Below are 18,599 nucleotides of genomic sequence, written 5' to 3'. Positions count from 1 at the left end.
CTTACTCCATCATTTTTTCAATTGGCATTACTAAAATAGAGTTAGCGCCTAGGGCTTTAAGCTGCTCCATTGTTTCCCAAAATAATGTTTCGCTGCTTACCATGTGTAGCGCTACGTACTCTTCGTTACCAGCAAGTGCAAGTAGAGTAGGTTGGCCAGAGCCTGGTAAAATTTCGCAAATTTCATCAAGTTTAGTTTTTGGCGCGTGTAGCATAATGTATTTGCTTTCTTTAGCTTGTTTAACACCACGAAGGCGCGGCATAAGCTTATTGATTAGTGCTAGTTTGTCTTCATCTTGCAGGTCTTTATTTTGAATTAAACACGCGTTTGATTCTAAAATTGTATCACCTTGAATCAAGCCGTTCGCTTCAAGCGTTGCACCGGTAGAAACTAAATCACAAATTGCATCTGAAAGACCGGCACGTGGGGCTACTTCTACTGAGCCTGTAAGCATTACAGTGCTTGCATTAATGCCTTCGCGCTTTAACCACTGCGTTAAAATTTCTGGGTAGGTTGTTGCAATACGTTTGCCTTCAAACCAGCTTTTATCACGTGGGCCAAGCTCTTGTGGCCATGCAAGTGCAAGGCGGCAGTAACCAAAGTCTAGTTTTGCTAGTTTGCTAACTTCGCTTGGTACACCTTGGCGTTCGCGTTCGGCTTGTACTTCTACTAGTACGTTTTCGCCAACAATACCTAAATCACAAACACCGTCCATTACTAAGCCCGGAATATCGTCATCGCGCACACGAAGTACGTCAATTGGCATATTGGTTGAGTGTGCAATTAAGCGTTGCTCACGTAGGTTTAATTTAACACCTAGTTGCTTTAGTAAATCTTGACAATCTTTAGACAGGCGACCGCCTTTTTGGATGGCGATACGTAGACGATTTGTGTTACTCATTATTCATTTTCCTTTAATTTAAAAACTAAAAACCCCGAGGGGAACCTCAGGGCGAAAATGAATCAATGTGTTTTGAATCGCCAGAGGTTCCTTTTAGGAATAACCTCTCAGCGAAAGACCTGACAGGTTATTCCGGTGAATGGTGGTGATGATGTACTGTTGTCAGGTTTAAGCGCATTTTTGTATCCTATTTTGCTTACCGCTATTTAGTGAGCGTTAAGCTTTAATCTGTTTCAATAAATTTCGCATTCATAAAAACATAAACCGCCTAGCTAAGGCAAGTTTTTTTTTACCAAATTAAAGCATATCTTATAACTGCCGATAATATTGAGAGCTAATCAGTATTTTTAGTTGTTTTAATGTTTAAATTGTAGGCAAATTGGGCTTTGTTGGTCAATTTATCTAATTTTTAATAAACAGGTTAAGGAGGGGAGTATGGATATAATGATCCCTTTTTTAGGGAAAATTTCGCGGTTAGAGCTTGAGCCAAAAAGTACATTTCATATTGCAGGTGTGCAAAATATGCCGCAAGCGCAAAAAATTAAGCTTGAAAATGAAAAAAAGCAGACGCTCAACAAAAAAAGATTAGCGCAGGCGCAGGGCAAAAAAAGTGCAAGTGCAGCTAATGAAAAAGCGATTACCGTAGATGACGAAGGGAATAAACATTTAGATACGTGGGCATGATCTAAACCCTTAATAGTAAAAAGCCACGTACAACTTTTTACTATTAAGGGCGTGTTGTTCTTTACGCTTTATATATTTGTTAGTGCTTTTTAGCTTTAATAATGTAAAAGCTAAATATAACAGCTACGGTAAGTTGCGCTATAAAGCCTTGCCACGTAGATTTTAAACCCAGTAGTGCAATATCGAAGTTTATCGGCATTACACTAATCGCGACTAAATCAGCCTCTTGTAATGCAATGACAGCTTTACCCATTAATACAAAGGCAAGTGCAAATAATAGGTAAGTTGTATACGCAAAAAACTTAGCAATAGGTAATTTAATCGAATATTTAACTAACACCCATGCAATAAGCGCTAATAAAACCACACCCAATGCAAAGCCCATCGCAACCGATGAATACTGTGCTTGCGAGCTTTGCGTTAATAACGACTGATAAAATAATACCGTCTCGAACACTTCACGATATACCGCTATAAACGAGAGGCCCGTGAGCCCCCATAGTGTGCCAGACTCTAATCGCGTATTAATATTTTGCTGAATATATGCCTGCCACTGCTGAGCACTGGTTTTACTGTGCATCCATACCCCAACATATAGCAAAATAATAGCTGCAAATAGGGCGCCTATACCTTCCATTACTTCACGGCTGGCACCACTTATTTGTATTAATGTTTGCGCTGCTGCCCATGTTAAGCCACCTGCTATGAGGGCCATTACCCAGCCAATATGAACGTATTTAAGCGCATCCTGGCGTTTGGTTTTTATAAGTACGGTCATTAGCGCTATAACAACTAATAGTGCCTCTAGGCCTTCGCGCAGCAAAATAACTAAACTGGCTGATAGCAAGGCGCCATCACTAAGTGTGGTGTCATTAAGTAGGTTGTTTGCTTTTGTTAATTGTGCAAGTACAGCATTAACTTGCGCACTGACAAGCTCGGTGTTTTTTTCATTTTTGAATGTGTTACGTAAGTTCATCAATTGTACTTCAATGCTTTTACGCAAGCTTTCATCGTATGCATTTAAGTTATTTTCTATCAGCTCAAAACCATCTAAATAGGCACTGATAGCCAGTTCGCTGGCTTTTGCATATTCACCATTAGCATGTGCATTTTGCGCTGCAATAAGTTGCGAGCGTGCAACGCTAAGTGGCTGAGCTTTGTTTTTAAATAAGTGTTCTGGATTACCGCGCAGCCACTTAATAAATTGAACTTGGGCAGGGGATTGATTTTGTGAAAGCTGCGCAGGGTTAAGATTAATGATGTCTGAAGTGCTGATTGTCTGGTTATTGTGTTGCGGCTTAGTTATATCTTGAAAAGCTAAACTTCCTACATAAAAGGCGAGTGACCAACGTTGTTGCTCATTAAATTGGCTAAAAGCAACCATTGGCGTATCGTCTATGCCATTGGATACAGCTTCATATAATCCCATAATTGTGCGATTTGTGGCTCGCTCTTTATCCGTAAAGTTGGTGGGCTGTGGTGTTAAACCTTTAGCAAGTGGGCCATCACCTTGTCCATTTATGCCATGGCACATAGAGCAATTTTCTGCAAAAAGTGCTTTTGTTTGTTTTAGGGGTAATAAAGATGTAGGCAAAGAAAGCTGTGGCATAAATTCAAGCAAAGACTCCCTAAGCTTTGAGCTGGCAGCACGAACACTTTGTACGCTTTGTTTATTTATAATGGCGTTATGTAAGGCGCCAGCTTGTATTTTTATATGACTGTATTGATTATTAGCACTGCTTAACTGTGTGGCTAGCGTGCTTATTAAATTTGCAAACTCAGACATTTCTTGAAATTCGTCTTTACTGACTACCTCGCCTTTTTGCACCGCGCCAACGTAATCAACCCCTACGTACTCTGCAAGTTGTGATATTTGTTTAATCTTAGCTTGCTCAGCAGGCGTTGAGGCAAAAGCAGAAAAACATAAAAAAGTGAGTAAGAACAAAGGAAAGAGAAAAACGTGGCGACGTGTAATGCCATAAAATAACGAAAAAACACTGGTATACTTACTGGACATAATTAGCCCTATAAAAAACATTTAAAATTAAAACTATTTTTATTACGCTTAAAATAAATAAAACCGTGCTAAAAATAATCCCCCATAAATAACTAACCCGCAGTGAATAGACTGCGGGTTTAATAAAGAAAACTTAGTGACTTTGCTCGGCAGATTTAATACTACTTTGAATGAGAGGAGAGATAGTTAAACCTTGCACAATAATAGAAAATATAACCACAACATAGGTCACAATAACGATTAAATCATGCAGATCACTGCCTGATATAAATACTTGATCCCGAGGAATAGCTGCAGCCATAGCTAATGCTAAACCGCCACGTAAACCACCCCATGTTAAAATTTTAACGCTGTGTTTGTCGTAGTTTTTAAAGCGCTTAAATATTACAAATGGCGCACCAACACTAATAAAACGTGCTAATAAAATAGCAGGGATCATAACAAGGCCTAAGCCAATTTCACCCATTGTTACTGGCATAGTGACAATCAGCATACCAATAATCAAAAACAACAAAGCGTTTAAAAAGCTGTCGGTGGCGTGCCAAAAGTCTTTAATATAGCGCGTGTTTTCAGGCCCTGTGCGCTCGGTTGCTTTTGCGCGAGTAATATTACCTAAAATAATACCACTGGTTACCATGGCAAGCGCACCAGATATTTCCCATACATTGGCAGCGGCAAAGCCCGCAGTTGGAATGGTTAAGGTTATTAATAGGCGTATATTTACATCTTTACAGTTAATAATTAAAAAGTGACCCACAAGGGCCATTGCTAAACCAAACACGATTCCACCTATGGCATCAACAAAAAACAGCTCTGCAATGTCGGCTGGGTTGGCATCGGTGCCAAAAAATGCAACAGAAAACAGCGTAGTAAAAATTACCAAACCAATACCATCGTTAAATAAAGACTCGCCTTCTACCTGTACCGAAATACCTTCAGGGGCGCGTAATTGTTTAATAATTGCCAGTACAGCAATTGGATCGGTTGGGCTTATTAAGGCGCCAAAAAGTAAACAATAAATAAAAGGGACGGGCCAGCCAAGAGCGGCAAAAATATAAAAACTTAAATAGCCAATTAAAAAAGTAGAGACTACGGTAGAGAACAAAACTAAAGCGGTTATTTCCCATCGTTGTTTACGCAGTGCCAACAGGTTAATTTCTAAAGCACCTGCAAATAACAAAAATCCAAGCATGCCTTTTAAAAGCAATTCATTAAAATTAATACTGGCTACAACTTGCGTCATTTCCAATGCAGTTGTATCGCCTAATAACTTAACTGAAATAATTAATAACAACGATATAACAACCGAGCCCGTTGTTATAGCAATCGTTGTTTGCATTTTAAGAACATACTGGTTTGCATAAGCAATAAAAATTGCGATAGCAGAGAGAAAACAAATGAGATACCAAGCATTCATTGGCTAACCTTAAATTTATTTTAGAGAACAAAAAAGAGCGAATTAAACGAGCCGTATATTACTCTTGTGACTAGGCTGTGTCACAGTATTTATGGGGCTTTTAGCACTTTTTTTATGTCTTTAGGAGACATATAGTTAATGCAAATTTACTGGTGTTATTGCTTGTAATGAAGAGATTAATACAAAGTTGCCTAGGCAACGTAGTGGCTAATTAATGCCGTTAATTGAATAAAGTAAACGCGGCTATTTTGCGGGTGTAATAGTGTAATTTAGTGTAAATATATGTATACAATTTGTATCTGTTTAAGGTTTCACTGATTTTGTGTGTTTTTTAACCTACTGTAATTTCTGTTGTTCTTACGTTTCCTAATACTTTACTTGTAAATTAAATGTTTAATTTTCATAACTCAAATTTGTAACATAAGCTTGATCCTTAATCGGGTACAAGTAGTTCCGGTTAATACAAATCCACTACAAACTAAATATTTTGACGGAGCGTAAACGTGAATTTATCAAAAATCACATTAGCAACTTTTGCTGCTTTAACCTTGGTTCAAGCAACAGATGCAGTAGCTGCGAACAAGAAATACCTAAATCAACAAACGGCTTTAAATAACATGATGCAATCAAATTCTGCATCCATTTTATCTACTAGCCCTAAAGACTTGATTGGGTTAAGTGTAAGGAACGAGTTAGTTGTATTAAAAGAGTTTATAAGTAATAACGGTGAAGTAACTCGCCGATATCAGCAAACATATCAAGGTTTACCAGTAATTGGTGACACTTTAAGCCTTTCATTTAAAAATGGCATGCTTAAAAAAGCCCATGGGGCTGCGGTGTACGATATTGAAGGCGATATAAACGATGTAAGCGCTAAATTATCTGTAAAACAAGCCATGCTTCAAAGCCAAAATGTAGGCATAGCTGCAAAAACTAAAGGTTTAAAAAAACACAATGAGAAATCAAGGTTAGCGATTTGGGTTGATCAACAAAGTAAGGCGCATTTGGTGTATGAAGTATCGTATGTAACCTACGGCAAATCGCCATCACGCCCTTATCAAATAATCGATGCTAATACCGGTGAGGTTTTGCTCAGCTACGATAACTTACAACATGCTGATGCTACGGGACCAGGGGGGAATCTCAAAACAGGTAAATACATTTACGGTACTGACTTTAGCAACCTAGATGTGTCTCAATCTGGTAACACCTGTGTTATGGATAATGCCAATGTAAGAACTATAAATCTCAATGGCGGCACAAGTGGCTCTGCTGCCCATTCATTTACTTGCCCAGAGAATACAGTAAAAGAGATAAATGGGGCTTATTCGCCGCTTAACGATGCTCATTATTTTGGTAACGTTATTTTTAATATGTATAACGACTGGGTGGGATCGCCACCGCTAAGTTTTCAGTTAAAAATGCGCGTACATTATTCAAGTAATTATGAAAATGCATTTTGGGATGGCAGTGCAATGACCTTTGGCGACGGGCAAAGCACTTTTTACCCACTCGTAAGCCTTGATGTATCGGCGCATGAGGTAAGCCATGGCTTTACCGAACAGAATTCTGGCTTAATTTACAGCGGTAAGTCTGGTGGCTTAAATGAAGCTTTTTCAGATATGGCTGGTGAAGCGGCTGAGTATTACATGAAAGGCACTAACGATTGGTTAGTCGGACAAGATATTTTTAAAGGCAATGGCGCGCTTCGCTATATGAATAACCCATCACAGGATGGACGCTCTATAGATAATCAAGGTAGTTATACCTCAGGCATGGATGTGCACTATAGCTCGGGTGTATTTAACAAAGCATTTTATAACCTTGCTACTACATCCGGCTGGGATACTAAAAAAGCATTTGTAGTCATGGCACGTGCGAATCAGCTTTATTGGAGTGCGAGTACAAATTGGGATTTGGCCGGTAACGGCGTTATGGACGCTGCGTGTGACTTAAATTACAACCCAAGCGATGTACAAGCTGCTTTGGCGGCAGTGGGAGTTAGTTCAAACCTAAGTGCAGGGAGCGATTGCTCAAGCACACCTGTGCCTACGGATGAGGCGTTAACAAATAAAGTGGCACGTACGGGGATCAGCGGCTCTGCAAAAGCGCAGATGTTTTTTACACTCGATGTACCAGCGGGGGCAACAGATCTTGAGTTTAATACCGCTGGTGGCTCGGGCGATGCAGATTTATATGTAATGTTTGGAAGTAAACCCACACTGAATACGTATGACTGTAAAAGTACCACCTCTTCAAGCACCGAAAATTGCAGTATTTCGAACGTCCAAGCAGGCACCTACTATGTAATGGTAGAAGCATGGAATGCTATAGCTGATGTATCGCTTACTGGGAGTTTTAACAATTCAACAGGAGGCGTCACACCGATTAACAGAACCGAGTCTAATATTAGTGTTTCAACTAATAGCTGGGCTCGATTTACTCAAGACTTAGGAGCGGGCTATAGTAATTTAACCGTTACTATTTCTGGTGGAAGTGGCGATGCCGATCTTTATGTAAATTATGGTTCAGCGTCGAGTACGTCAACTTATTTGTGTAGACCTTATAAAAATGGCAACAGTGAAACGTGTTCGTTTGATAACCCACAATCAGGTACATGGTACCTAGATTTAAGAGGGTACAGTAATGCAAGCGCAGTAACACTGAGTGTGTCTGCTAATTAAACATTGATACCAGGGGCCTAGTGCCCCTTTTTAATTTTATGGATACCAGTATTGCCAATTATAAGGAATACCAATGAAACCTTTTAAACTACTAAGTGCACTGAGCTTATTTACTACAATGGGCGTTGTAGCTCAAAGTGAAACAAACAAAGTGTGGGTAAGCATAGATTCAACTGCAGCGGCACATTATGAGTATACCCAGCATGGATTAGTGCAAAGATTGCCCTATGCACAGCGCTCAACAAGTGCGCTTGAAAATATAGACTTGGTGAATATACCTGCTGATCAGGTAAATAATCTAAGCGAATTTATGCACCACAATTATAATCGGTGCGGTGGGTTTGTGGCACATGATTCATGGCAAGAGGCGAGCAGTTACGCAACACAATTAGCCGCGGCGCATACTATACAAAATACATTAGCATTTAGTTATTCTATTGATAACGAACAAACAGTACAAAATTTAATGTCATCAATTAGCACCGTTAACCTCGATAGCACTGTTAACTCTTTAACCAGTTTTAATAATCGTTATTACACCTCACAAGCTGGGATAGATGCTGCAAATTGGTTAAACACATATTGGCAACAAATAGCGCAAAGTCGCAGTGATATTAGCATTGCAACTTACCCGCATAATTGGGCGCAATCGTCGGTTATAGTGACAATTGAAGGCAATGAAAAAGCAGATGAAATTGTTATTATTGGCGGCCACCTTGATTCGATAAATCAGTCAAACCCAAGTAATGGACGTTCACCCGGTGCTGATGATAACGCCTCAGGCATTGCTGTGCTATCAGAGGCGCTGCGCGCTATTGTACAAACTAATTACAAACCACAGCGTACGATTCAAATTATGGCGTTTGCAGCGGAAGAAGTTGGCCTTAGAGGTTCAAGTGATATTGCGAGCAGCTACCAATCGCAGGGTAAAAATGTAGTGGGCATGGTGCAGTTTGATATGACAGGCAATAATGGCAGCCTTGAAGATATAGTCATGATGACTGATTACTCTAACAATGCACAAAATCAGTTTTTAGCAGCGCTTTTAGATACCTACTTACCGCAATTAAATTATGGATTTGATCAGTGTGGTTATGGTTGTTCTGATCATGCGTCATGGTATCAGCAAGGGTTTGCAGCCTCTATGCCTTTTGAATCAAAAATGGGCGATATAAACCCGCTTATTCACACCCAAAGCGATAACCAATTTGATGCTCAACATGCCAGTAAATTCGCAAAGTTGGCAGTAAGTTATGTTGCCGAAATGGCAAAAAATGCCGGCGATACTTTGCCTCCTACTAATAACCAATTAACCAATGGGCAAACACTTAGTGGGATCACAGGGGTTGCAAAAGAGCAGTTTATTTACACATTAGCTGTGCCACAAAGTGCGAGCAATTTAAATTTTATTACGACTGGGGGCACAGGCGATGCAGACTTATATGTACGCTACAATCAAGCACCTACGCTGAACGATTATGATTGTAAAAGCACTACCTCAAGTAGTAATGAACGTTGCGATATTAATCCCTCTAGTGAAGGAGTTTACTATGTGATGGTACACGCATGGAATGCGATAGAAAATGTATCCCTAACCGGAAGTTACAATGAAGGGGGGAGTATTGAGCCTATCAATCGGAGCATAACAAACATTAGTGTTTCTGCTGGGAGCTGGCAACGCTTTAGCCAAAGTTTAAATACGCAGTACGCATCATTAGATATAACAATGTCTGGTGGCAGTGGCGATGCTGATTTATATGTAAACTTTGGCACTCCTTCTAGTGATTCTGAGTACTTGTGCAGGCCATATAAAAATGGCAATAGCGAAACCTGTTCGTTTTCTGCGCCACAAACAGGTAATTGGTATATCGATTTAAAAGGGTATAGCAATGCCAGCAATGTCACGTTATCTATAAATGCACAATAACGTGTAAAGGGGTGTGAGCCCCTTTGCAAAATTCTAATTTCAATTGGCTTGCCCTTATAGCCAGGCTTACGTAAAATCTCGCTATTATTTTTTGTAAAGTGACTGGTATTATCAAACAGCTGTTTAGTGCAACCGGGCCGTTAGCGTTATCTTTAGATGGATACACGCCTCGCCAACCTCAAATTGATATGGCCGTTGCCGTTAACGATGCATTAAAAAATAGCACGCAGTTAGTGGTTGAAGCGGGCACTGGTACAGGTAAAACGTTTGCCTATTTAGCGCCTGCCCTTAAATCTAAAGGTAAAACAATTATCTCTACAGGCTCTAAGGCCTTGCAAGAGCAGTTATACCACCGCGATTTACCTCAGCTAGTAAAAGCACTTAATGCATCTAAAAAAACCGCATTGTTAAAAGGGCGCGCTAATTATCTGTGCACTTATAGGCTAAACCAACATGTAGCCCATGTACCAACAGACGATCCTGATGTAATGCATCAACTTGCTATGGTTGCAAAATTTGCCAGTGAAACACACTCGGGTGATTTAGCTGACTGTATTGGTATTGAAGAAGATGCCAAGGTACTGCCCTATGTTAATTCGACAGCCGATAATTGTTTAGGCAAAGAGTGTCCAGACTTTCAATCATGTTATATACGCAAAGCGCGTTTAAATGCAGCCGAAGCGGATGTAGTGGTTATAAACCATCATTTATTTTTTGCTGATATGGCAGTAAAAGACTCCGGTTTTGCCGAACTTATGCCTACTGCCGACGCTTATATTTTTGACGAAGCACACCAGCTTAGCGAAATTGCCAGTGACTACTTTGGTGAAAGTATTAGCACTAAAAAGCTGGTGGATTTAATTAACGATTTACGCGCTATTTACCGTGCAGAAATTCCCGATATGCTGCAGCTTGGCAAAAGCCTCAATAAGCTTGAAACCAGTGTGGCTGATTTACGTTTACAGTTTGGTGTAGATGGAAGCCGAGGAGATTGGCGCGAAAAGCTCAGTGATAAATTAATTTGCGCAGCGCTGCATCGGGTAATTAGCGATTTAGACTTTGTTTATCAGGTATTAAAACTGTGCCTAGAGCGAAGTGATAAAATAGAGCATCCGTTTGAGCGTACATTAGCGTTTAAAGGTCAGTTAGAGCGTGTTTTTGATACCGCACAAACGGGCTTTAGCTATTGGTACGAAACCACGCGGCGCTATTTAACGGTTAATATTACGCCCCTTAATGTCTCTGCTAAATTTGCTCAAATGATGAAAGACACCGGCGCAGGGTTTGTATTTACCTCAGCCACGTTATCGGTTGATAATAAGCTCGATCACTTTAATGCAAGCTTAGGTATTACTCCTGCGCAAAGTATGATGGTTGATAGCCCCTTTGATTATCCTAATCAGGCGCTTTTATGCTTACCACGATATTTGCCTGAATCGCATGCAGAGAATATGCCTCATGCAATTATAAAATTAACCCTAGAGCTGATTAAATCGGCTAAAGGGCGTTGCTTTGTACTGTTTACAAGTTACCGAATGATGCATTTGGTGGCTGAGGGGTTAACCACACAAATGGACTACCCAGTTTATATGCAAGGGCAAATGTCTAAGCGTATAATACTGGAAAAATTTACGCGCCATGGTAATGCGGTATTGTTAGGTACTGCCTCGTTCTGGGAAGGGGTTGATGTACGTGGTAGCACGCTAAGCTGTGTTATTATTGACAAGTTACCTTTTGCAGCACCGGATGACCCATTACTGCAAGCCAAAATGCAAGATTGCCAAATGCAAGGCAAAGACCCGTTTGCTCATATACAGTTACCGCAAGCTGTTATTGCGCTCAAGCAGGGCGTGGGGCGTTTAATACGAGATAACAAAGATAAAGGCGTGCTGGTTATTTGCGACAACCGATTAGTAACGCGCCAATATGGCCAAGTATTTTTAAAAAGCTTACCGCCGATGCGCCGCACGCGAAGCTTAGAAGATGCAAACACATTTTTAAAACACATTAACTAGAGTACTAAAATGATTAAAAGTAATATTCTTGCCCTAGACGCCTCAACCGAAGCGTTATCTATAGTTTTACACTTTGAGGGGCAAACATTTCATCATTTTGAAGAATGCCCACAGCAACATAGTCAAAAAATACTCCCTTTAGTTGATGAGCTTCTTAATAAAGCACAGTGTAAATTAAAAGACTTAGACGTTATTGGCTTTGGCCAAGGGCCAGGTAGCTTTACCGGTGTACGCATTAGTGTTGCTATTGCACAAGGGTTAGCTTATTCAGCCAATTTACCATTAGTGGGCGTATCAACCTTGGCAATTATGGCCCAGCAAGCGTACGAACAAACGCAGGCACCAGTAGTGTATTCAGCTATAGATGCGCGCATGGGAGAAATTTATTTTGCCCAATACCAGGTAAATAATGCACGCATGGAGTTGGTAAATGAAGAGTGTGTTATAAAACCAGAGTTATTAAGCAAAGAGCATATAAACAGTGAAGAGTTACACGCGATTGCCGTTGGCACGGGATTTAAAAGTTACCCTGATGCACTTAAAAACGTTAGCGATATAACCATAAATACAGCCATTACTTTGCCAGATGCTCGTTATATGCTTAGCCATGTAGACACGGCCTTTTTGAAGGGCGAGGTTGTTAAAGCAAGCGATGCGCAACCTAAATATGTGCGCGATACAGTAACATGGAAAAAACTACCGGGTCGCGAATAAGCACAAGAGTTGCAAATTGAGTGTTTTTAAATCATAATTTTTAATATGTTTGTTGTTGGAAGTTATCTATGACTTTGCCAATTGGCGCTGGTTTTTTTACTGGAGATATTCCTGCAAAGGTTACCTCTACAAAAATTTTACCCTCTAAACCACAAGGTTTAGCGGATGATAGCGCCACTCAAAAAATAAACACAGATTATGTAAAAACTAGTAAAGCGGGTGTAGAGCTTGCTAATCAATACTTTAGTCGAAACACTAGTAACGCAAAGTACAGCCAAACTATTTATGACCAACCAAGCCCAACGGTGAGTAAAGCAATTTCAACATATACTGAATTTGCAAATTTAGAGCGTCGCGCCGAAGTACAAGATTTAATAGGCGTCGATATATACGCTTAGCCCCCGTAATAGTAAAAAATAAAAAGCCCGAACACTGGTTCGGGCTTTTTGCGTAAGCTTATGGCTACTGTTTAATAAAGCCAATTAGTTTATCGGCAATATCTGTATTATTTTGAGCACCGTTAAAGTGTTCACTGCCTTTACCGTAGGCAAATACTTGTACATCTACAGCGGTGTGTCCGCCTGTTGTCCAACCAGTAAAGCTGGCGTCACTAATAATACTTTTAATGGCTAAATTAAGCGCTGTTTCGCCCATTTTTTTCGCTTGTTCAAGTTTTACTTTATTAGCCGGTGTGTATTCAATACCTGTGTTGGCGCGCCAAATAGGCTCTAGGTCATCAGCAGCGAGTAATTGCTTTGTTAGCTCAACGGCTGTTGCTTTAACACCTTTAATAACTTCTGTATCCCACTTATATTGTCCGTGCGCACCGAGGGTTAACCCACCAGTTGAATGATCTGCAGTAACCACTAATAAAGTATCAGGGTTTTTATCAATATAGGCTTTTGCTTTTTCAATCGACTGTGCAAACTCATCCATTTCGGCCATGGCACAGGCTACATCGTTAGCATGTCCACACCAATCAATTTGGCTGCCTTCAATCATGACAAAAAAGCCGTCTTCATTTTGGCCGTCGAGTAAATCAAATGCTTTAGCTGTTAGTTGCGTTAAGTGGTTTGAATTAGCATCAAGCGCAAACGGCAGACCTATTGGGGCGTATAAGCCAAGTGCCGGTACTTTTGTGATCTGACCAAGGTTTTTTATATCGTCGCTATATTGATAACCAGCTGCTTTAAATTCATCCACGAGGTTACGGTCTTCTCTAATAAAATACTGCGTACCGCCGCCTAGCATTAAATCAACAGGGAGTTTACCGGCAATTTTGTTATCTATGTATTCATTAGCAATCGCATCGTAATTTCGACGTGATTCGTTATGTGTAGCAAAACTAGCTGGGGTGGCATGGTTAATTTGCGAGGTCGCCACTAATGCCGTTGTCATACCGCGTTCTTTTGCTATTTCTAGCATGGTTTTAACAGGCTTTTTGTCTGTACCGACTGCAATAGCACCATTATAACTTTTGTGGCCGCTACTCAGTGCGGTTGCACCTGCAGCACTGTCGGTAACATAAGTGTGATCGTCAGGGTAAGTACGCGCCATGCCTGTTAAAATAGTATCAAATACGGTTGTTTCAATCTGCTTGGTGGTTGGATCATCTTTAAAATAACGATAAGCGGTTGTATAGGCAGGACCCATCCCATCACCAATCATATAAATTACATTTTTAGGTGCATCGCTTGCATAAACACTGGTAGATGCACATAAAAGCGCTAATAAGCTAAGTTGGTTTTTCATTTTTATCCCTATGAATGTGCTGTTTAAATAGCACCACAATTGTATATGGTTACGGCGTGTTGAATTTGCAGCATAAATACCAAACATGCGCTGCCCAAAAATTCTATCTAAGGCGATTAAGTTTTTGCTAGGTTTTTACTCCGTCCACAAGGTTACAAACCTCGTACCAGGATTTAACCGCCCGTAGATTGAACAAATTTCAATCCACAAAGTTCAATACGCCCTCGTATAATAATGAAATGAAGTAAGAATAAAAAGCAAAGTATATAAACAGGTTTGGCTAATTGTCACTAAAACAATACAGCCATTTTTTTAGGTTATGTTAATTATAGTGTAATGAATATAGTGGTATACATTACCTACCTGAAGAGTATTTAAGCTCTGTTTGTAATTATTTATTGAATTAATGAAACTTAAAATATTTTAACTTGTTGAAATTAAATACATAATTAAAATTCAAAAGTTAACCTTACAAATAAAGTGGTCTTTATAAATATAAAAAATATAAAAACTTTTGGTATTAGAGGTCTGACAACTAGTATGTTATAAATAATGTCGCACGTTAAAAAGAGGTGTCTGTTGCAGCCATTTGAAATAAAAACAAGAAATATAACATTGCGTGGCTTACAAAAAGGCACTGGCGATGAGCTGGTTATAGCCTTGCATGGGTGGCTAGATAACAGTAATAGTTTTACACCTATGTTGGATAAGGTTAATCCGCAGCATACTTGGTATTGTGTTGACTTTGCTGGGCATGGGCTATCTGATTGGCGCGCACAGGACGCTCATTATTATTTTGTTGATTATATTGACGATGTGTACCAACTTATAAAGAGCTTAGGGGCAAAAAAGGTACATTTAGTCGGCCATTCAATGGGCGCAATGGTGGCTGGTTTATTTGCTAGTTGTTTTAGTGAGTATGTGTATTCAGTTACCTTTATTGAAGGGATTGGCTGTGTTACAACCCCCAGTGATGAAGTATGTGAGCAATTAAAAGGGGCGATACTGAACAGAGAGCGCGCCTACAATAAAAAAAAGCGCGTTTATAAATCGCAATCAGCGATTATTGAAGCGCGTGCAAATACAACAGATTTAAATAACGAACTGATCACCTTATTGATGAGTCGTAATATTAAGCAAAGTGAACTAGGGTATGAGTTAACAACAGACCCTAAGCTTAAAAATCACTCAGGTTTTAGGTTTGATGAAGCGCAATGTATTGGTGCAATAAAACAATTAATTGCACCAAGCCAATTAATTTTAGGTAACCAAGGTTATTCGTTTGTAAAACAAAATTTGGCCAAGTATATTAGCTATTACAACAACTTGAAGGTAATTAATGTAGATGGCGGGCATCATTGCCATATGCAAAGCAGTGGGTTATGTTTTGAGCATATTCAAGCCTTTATGCTGCAAAATGGTGCATGTTAATTGTAAATTAGCGCCAAATGTGGGATTATTCCTGCATTAGAGTATTTGCTCAATTGTTAAAGTGCCTTACTTAGATTAAGGTTAATAAAAATATAATTATAAACAGGGGCTAAGAGTGGAAAAAATCTGGCTTAAGCGCTACCCAGAAGGTATGCCTGAAACAATCGATCCTGAGCATTACAACTCGTTACTCGAAGTGTTCGAAAAAAGTTTTACCGATTACAAAGATTTACCTGCATTTACGAATATGGGTAAAACATTATCGTATGATGAAATAGATACAGCGACACAACGTGTTGCCTCGTATATTCAAAATGATTTAGGTTTGAAAAAAGGCGACAAAGTTGCCGTAATGATGCCTAACTTGTTACAAACGCCTATCGCTATTTTAGGTATTTTACGTGCAGGGTGTGTGGTGGTTAACGTAAACCCACTTTACACAGTACGAGAGCTTGAGCATCAATTAAAAGACTCTGACGCGTCAGCTATTTTTATATTGGCTAACTTTGCAGACACGCTTGAAAAAGCACTTGCAAAAACGGATGTAAAACACATTGTTGTTACCCAAGTGGGCGACATGGTGGGTGGTATTAAAAAGCATATCGTTAATTTTGTGGTTAAATACATAAAAAAAATGGTACCTAGCTACAGCCTACCAAATACAATTAAGTTTTCAGATGTGTTAGCAGGTGACCCTGCAAAGTATACGCGTCCAGAAATGAGCTTATCTGATCTGGCCTTTTTACAATACACGGGTGGTACAACCGGCGTATCTAAAGGGGCGATGTTAAGTCATGGCAACATGGTTGGTAACCTTGAGCAAGTATCGGGCTGTTTAGATAAAGTATTAGACCGTGGTACTGAAGTTGTTGTTACTGCATTACCGCTTTACCATATATTTGCGTTAACGGCTAACTGCTTAACGTTTATGAAATACGGTGGTTTGAATGTATTAATTACAAACCCACGTGACATGCCAGCATTTGTTAAAGAGCTTAATCAGCATAAATTTACTGCTATTACCGGTGTAAATACCCTGTTTAACGGGTTACTTAATACACCAGGGTTTGCAGAGCTTGATTTTAGTCATTTAAAAATGTCATTAGGTGGCGGTATGGCGGTACAACGTCCTGTAGCCGAAAAATGGCAAAAAGTGACTAATTCTAAATTGATGGAAGGTTACGGTTTAACTGAGTGTGCACCGCTTGTAACTGTAAGCCCGTACGATTTAGAAGCTTATAATGGCTCTATTGGTTTACCTGCTCCTAATACCGAAATTAAGCTAATGCTTGAAAACGGTGAAGAAGCGGCAAAAGGTGAACCCGGTGAGCTATGGGTTAAAGGCCCACAAGTTATGCTAGGTTACTATAACCGCCCAGATGCAACCGCAGAATGTTTGCAAGATGGCTGGTTTGCTACCGGCGATATTGCCACATACGACGATGAAGGTTTCTTCTATATTGTTGACCGCAAAAAAGACATGATCATTGTATCGGGCTTTAATGTGTTCCCAAATGAGATAGAAGAAGTGGTTGCCATGCACGACGGCGTACTAGAAGTCGCGGCTATTGGTATTCCGCACGATGTAAGTGGCGAACAAGTTAAAGTTTTTGTTGTTAAAAAAGACCCTTCTTTAACTGAAAAAGATATAATAAATCACTGTCGTGATAATTTAACTAATTATAAGGTGCCTAAACTCGTTGAGTTTAAGGATGAGTTACCTAAAACAAATGTAGGTAAAATTCTCAGAAGAGCCCTAAAAGATTAGTAAACTATAAAAAAGCCGGCATTAGCCGGCTTTTTTATTGTAGGAGATTAAGTGCAATACCAATTGATCGAAACACAAAATCAACTCAATACCTTTGTTGAGCAAATAAAAAACAAGCCTATTTTAGCCATAGACACAGAGTTTATGCGCCGCCGTACTTTGTACCCTGAAGTTGCACTTATTCAAGTATATGATGGTGAGCATCTCGCCCTTATAGATCCACTTGCCGAACTCTCGTTATTTGAATTTTGGCAAATATTACAAGATCCATCAGTACTGAAAGTGTTGCATTCCCCCTCAGAAGATATTGAAGTATTTCAAAAATATGCAGGCTTTGTACCCGCTCCATTGTTTGATACACAATTTGCTCTTCAGCTTTTAGGCGAAGGCAACTGTATGGGCTTTGCGCTAATGGTAAAAGAGCTATTAGGCATAGAAATAGACAAAAGTGAATCGCGAACTAATTGGCTACAGCGCCCATTAACTAAAAAGCAGCTCGATTATGCAGCCGCTGATACGTTTCATTTACTGCCTTGTTTTGAACTAATAATAGAGCGTATAAATAAAGCTGAGCTATTTGATATTGTCATAAATGAGAGCGAGTTAATTGCAAATAAACGCGCCTTTCAAACCCCAGATGAGCTGCTTTACAAAGATATAAAAAACGCATGGCAACTAAAACCACACGAGCTCGCGGTATTAAAAGAATTAGCTGTATGGCGTCGTAATAAAGCTATTCGTAAAAATTTAGCGCTTAACTTTGTGCTTAAAGAGCACAACATGACGGAAATTGCTAAACGTGGGCCTTCGAGCTTAAATACGCTAAGACAAATTCCGGGTGTTGAGTCAATGGAAGTAAACCGCTCTGGAGTCGAAATACTAAAGTGTATTGAAAAGGCCAAAGCACTCCCGGTTGATGAGCATCCGCCAGTGCTTAAACGTTTAATTGATTTTCCGGCTTATAAAAAAGTAGCTAAAGATATTAAACAAAAAATCACGAAAGTGGCAAAAGAGCAGGGTATACCAGAGGATGTAATGGCCTCTAAAAAGCAAATTAATCAGCTTATTAGCTGGAATTGGAAACTCACCGATGAGCAAAAGCTAAATCATATTAAACCTGATTTACTTAATTCTTGGCGCTACAGTTTTGTTAAAGACGCACTTAAAGAGTGGGATAATTAAACCCACTTTTTAAGCTAACAGGCTATGTTATACCAATTCGCAATAATATTTAATCATTTTTAGGGGCTAAACGTGTCGCTATCTGCGTTAAAAAATCTCATTTAGAA

At 39.6% G+C, this 18,599-nt stretch carries 13 protein-coding genes; 9 read left to right on the top strand and 4 right to left on the bottom strand.

Annotated features, from left to right (window positions below):
• Position 1: 1 nt before the first annotated feature.
• Entirely contained in the window at positions 2–901 is a 900-nt protein-coding gene (hisG, locus tag PAT01_RS02840; RefSeq protein WP_004586378.1) for an ATP phosphoribosyltransferase, read from the bottom strand.
• A 435-nt stretch (positions 902–1,336) separates the two neighbouring features.
• Here hisG and PAT01_RS02835 point away from each other — a divergent pair, with 435 nt between their 5' ends.
• Entirely contained in the window at positions 1,337–1,585 is a 249-nt protein-coding gene (locus PAT01_RS02835) for a hypothetical protein (RefSeq protein ID WP_004586377.1), read from the top strand.
• Positions 1,586–1,664: 79 nt separating this feature from the next.
• Here PAT01_RS02835 and PAT01_RS02830 read toward each other — a convergent pair whose 3' ends face one another.
• Both PAT01_RS02830 and PAT01_RS02825 read right to left on the bottom strand, forming a co-directional pair.
• Positions 1,665–3,602: a cytochrome c/FTR1 family iron permease gene (locus PAT01_RS02830; protein ID WP_249318347.1), complete on the bottom strand. Its 1,938-nt coding sequence runs from the start codon at positions 3,600–3,602 to the stop codon at positions 1,665–1,667.
• A 133-nt stretch (positions 3,603–3,735) separates the two neighbouring features.
• Positions 3,736–5,019 carry a cation:proton antiporter gene (locus PAT01_RS02825; RefSeq protein ID WP_064387250.1) on the bottom strand — a complete coding sequence of 428 codons (1,284 nt, stop codon included), beginning with the start codon at positions 5,017–5,019 and terminating at the stop codon, positions 3,736–3,738.
• Positions 5,020–5,522: 503 nt separating this feature from the next.
• Between PAT01_RS02825 and PAT01_RS02820 the strand changes: the two genes are divergently transcribed.
• From PAT01_RS02820 to PAT01_RS02800, 5 genes are all read left to right on the top strand, one after another.
• On the top strand, positions 5,523–7,703 hold the full coding sequence (locus PAT01_RS02820) for a M4 family metallopeptidase (RefSeq protein ID WP_138577183.1): 2,181 nt from the start codon (positions 5,523–5,525) through the stop codon (positions 7,701–7,703).
• A gap of 73 nt (positions 7,704–7,776) precedes the next feature.
• Positions 7,777–9,630, top strand: a complete 1,854-nt coding sequence (locus tag PAT01_RS02815; protein WP_171036123.1) for a M20/M25/M40 family metallo-hydrolase — start codon at positions 7,777–7,779, stop codon at positions 9,628–9,630.
• 98 nt (positions 9,631–9,728) lie between these two features.
• Positions 9,729–11,645, top strand: a complete 1,917-nt coding sequence (locus PAT01_RS02810; RefSeq protein ID WP_029772969.1) for a DNA repair helicase YoaA — start codon at positions 9,729–9,731, stop codon at positions 11,643–11,645.
• A 9-nt stretch (positions 11,646–11,654) separates the two neighbouring features.
• Entirely contained in the window at positions 11,655–12,359 is a 705-nt protein-coding gene (gene tsaB, locus PAT01_RS02805; RefSeq protein ID WP_154944697.1) for a tRNA (adenosine(37)-N6)-threonylcarbamoyltransferase complex dimerization subunit type 1 TsaB, read from the top strand.
• A 68-nt stretch (positions 12,360–12,427) separates the two neighbouring features.
• Positions 12,428–12,757, top strand: coding sequence for a hypothetical protein (locus PAT01_RS02800; protein WP_154944695.1), 330 nt, complete (start codon positions 12,428–12,430; stop codon positions 12,755–12,757).
• A gap of 64 nt (positions 12,758–12,821) precedes the next feature.
• Here the strand turns inward: PAT01_RS02800 and PAT01_RS02795 are convergent, their stop codons facing one another.
• Positions 12,822–14,111 (bottom strand): alkaline phosphatase, encoded by a 1,290-nt coding sequence (locus PAT01_RS02795; RefSeq protein ID WP_154944693.1) that lies wholly within the window; start codon positions 14,109–14,111, stop codon positions 12,822–12,824.
• A 579-nt stretch (positions 14,112–14,690) separates the two neighbouring features.
• Between PAT01_RS02795 and PAT01_RS02790 the strand changes: the two genes are divergently transcribed.
• From PAT01_RS02790 to rnd, 3 genes are all read left to right on the top strand, one after another.
• The gene (locus tag PAT01_RS02790; RefSeq protein WP_054981947.1) at positions 14,691–15,542 is read left to right on the top strand and encodes an alpha/beta hydrolase; all 852 of its coding nucleotides are present in this window, start codon (positions 14,691–14,693) and stop codon (positions 15,540–15,542) included.
• Positions 15,543–15,657: 115 nt separating this feature from the next.
• Complete coding sequence (fadD, locus tag PAT01_RS02785) at positions 15,658–17,310, top strand: long-chain-fatty-acid--CoA ligase FadD (protein ID WP_004586367.1); 1,653 nt, start codon at positions 15,658–15,660, stop codon at positions 17,308–17,310.
• Between the two features lie 51 nt (positions 17,311–17,361).
• Entirely contained in the window at positions 17,362–18,492 is a 1,131-nt protein-coding gene (gene rnd, locus PAT01_RS02780; protein ID WP_064387254.1) for a ribonuclease D, read from the top strand.
• The last annotated feature ends 107 nt before the right edge of the window (positions 18,493–18,599 follow it).

This window comes from Pseudoalteromonas atlantica, from assembly GCA_007988745.1.
GTDB lineage: Bacteria > Pseudomonadota > Gammaproteobacteria > Enterobacterales > Alteromonadaceae > Pseudoalteromonas > Pseudoalteromonas atlantica.
The sequence above is the reverse complement of the archived record's forward strand: the minus strand, read 5'-3'. Positions and strand labels throughout refer to the sequence as shown.

What these genes read in the sequence shown, in the direction of transcription:
- hisG (WP_004586378.1), bottom strand. Translation starts at nt 901, where the DNA reads ATGAGTAACACAAATCGTCTACGTATCGCCATCCAAAAAGGCGGTCGC.
- PAT01_RS02835 (WP_004586377.1), top strand. Translation starts at nt 1,337, where the DNA reads ATGGATATAATGATCCCTTTTTTAGGGAAAATTTCGCGGTTAGAGCTT.
- PAT01_RS02830 (WP_249318347.1), bottom strand. Translation starts at nt 3,602, where the DNA reads ATGTCCAGTAAGTATACCAGTGTTTTTTCGTTATTTTATGGCATTACA.
- PAT01_RS02825 (WP_064387250.1), bottom strand. Translation starts at nt 5,019, where the DNA reads ATGAATGCTTGGTATCTCATTTGTTTTCTCTCTGCTATCGCAATTTTT.
- PAT01_RS02815 (WP_171036123.1), top strand. Translation starts at nt 7,777, where the DNA reads ATGAAACCTTTTAAACTACTAAGTGCACTGAGCTTATTTACTACAATG.
- tsaB (WP_154944697.1), top strand. Translation starts at nt 11,655, where the DNA reads ATGATTAAAAGTAATATTCTTGCCCTAGACGCCTCAACCGAAGCGTTA.
- PAT01_RS02800 (WP_154944695.1), top strand. Translation starts at nt 12,428, where the DNA reads ATGACTTTGCCAATTGGCGCTGGTTTTTTTACTGGAGATATTCCTGCA.
- PAT01_RS02795 (WP_154944693.1), bottom strand. Translation starts at nt 14,111, where the DNA reads ATGAAAAACCAACTTAGCTTATTAGCGCTTTTATGTGCATCTACCAGT.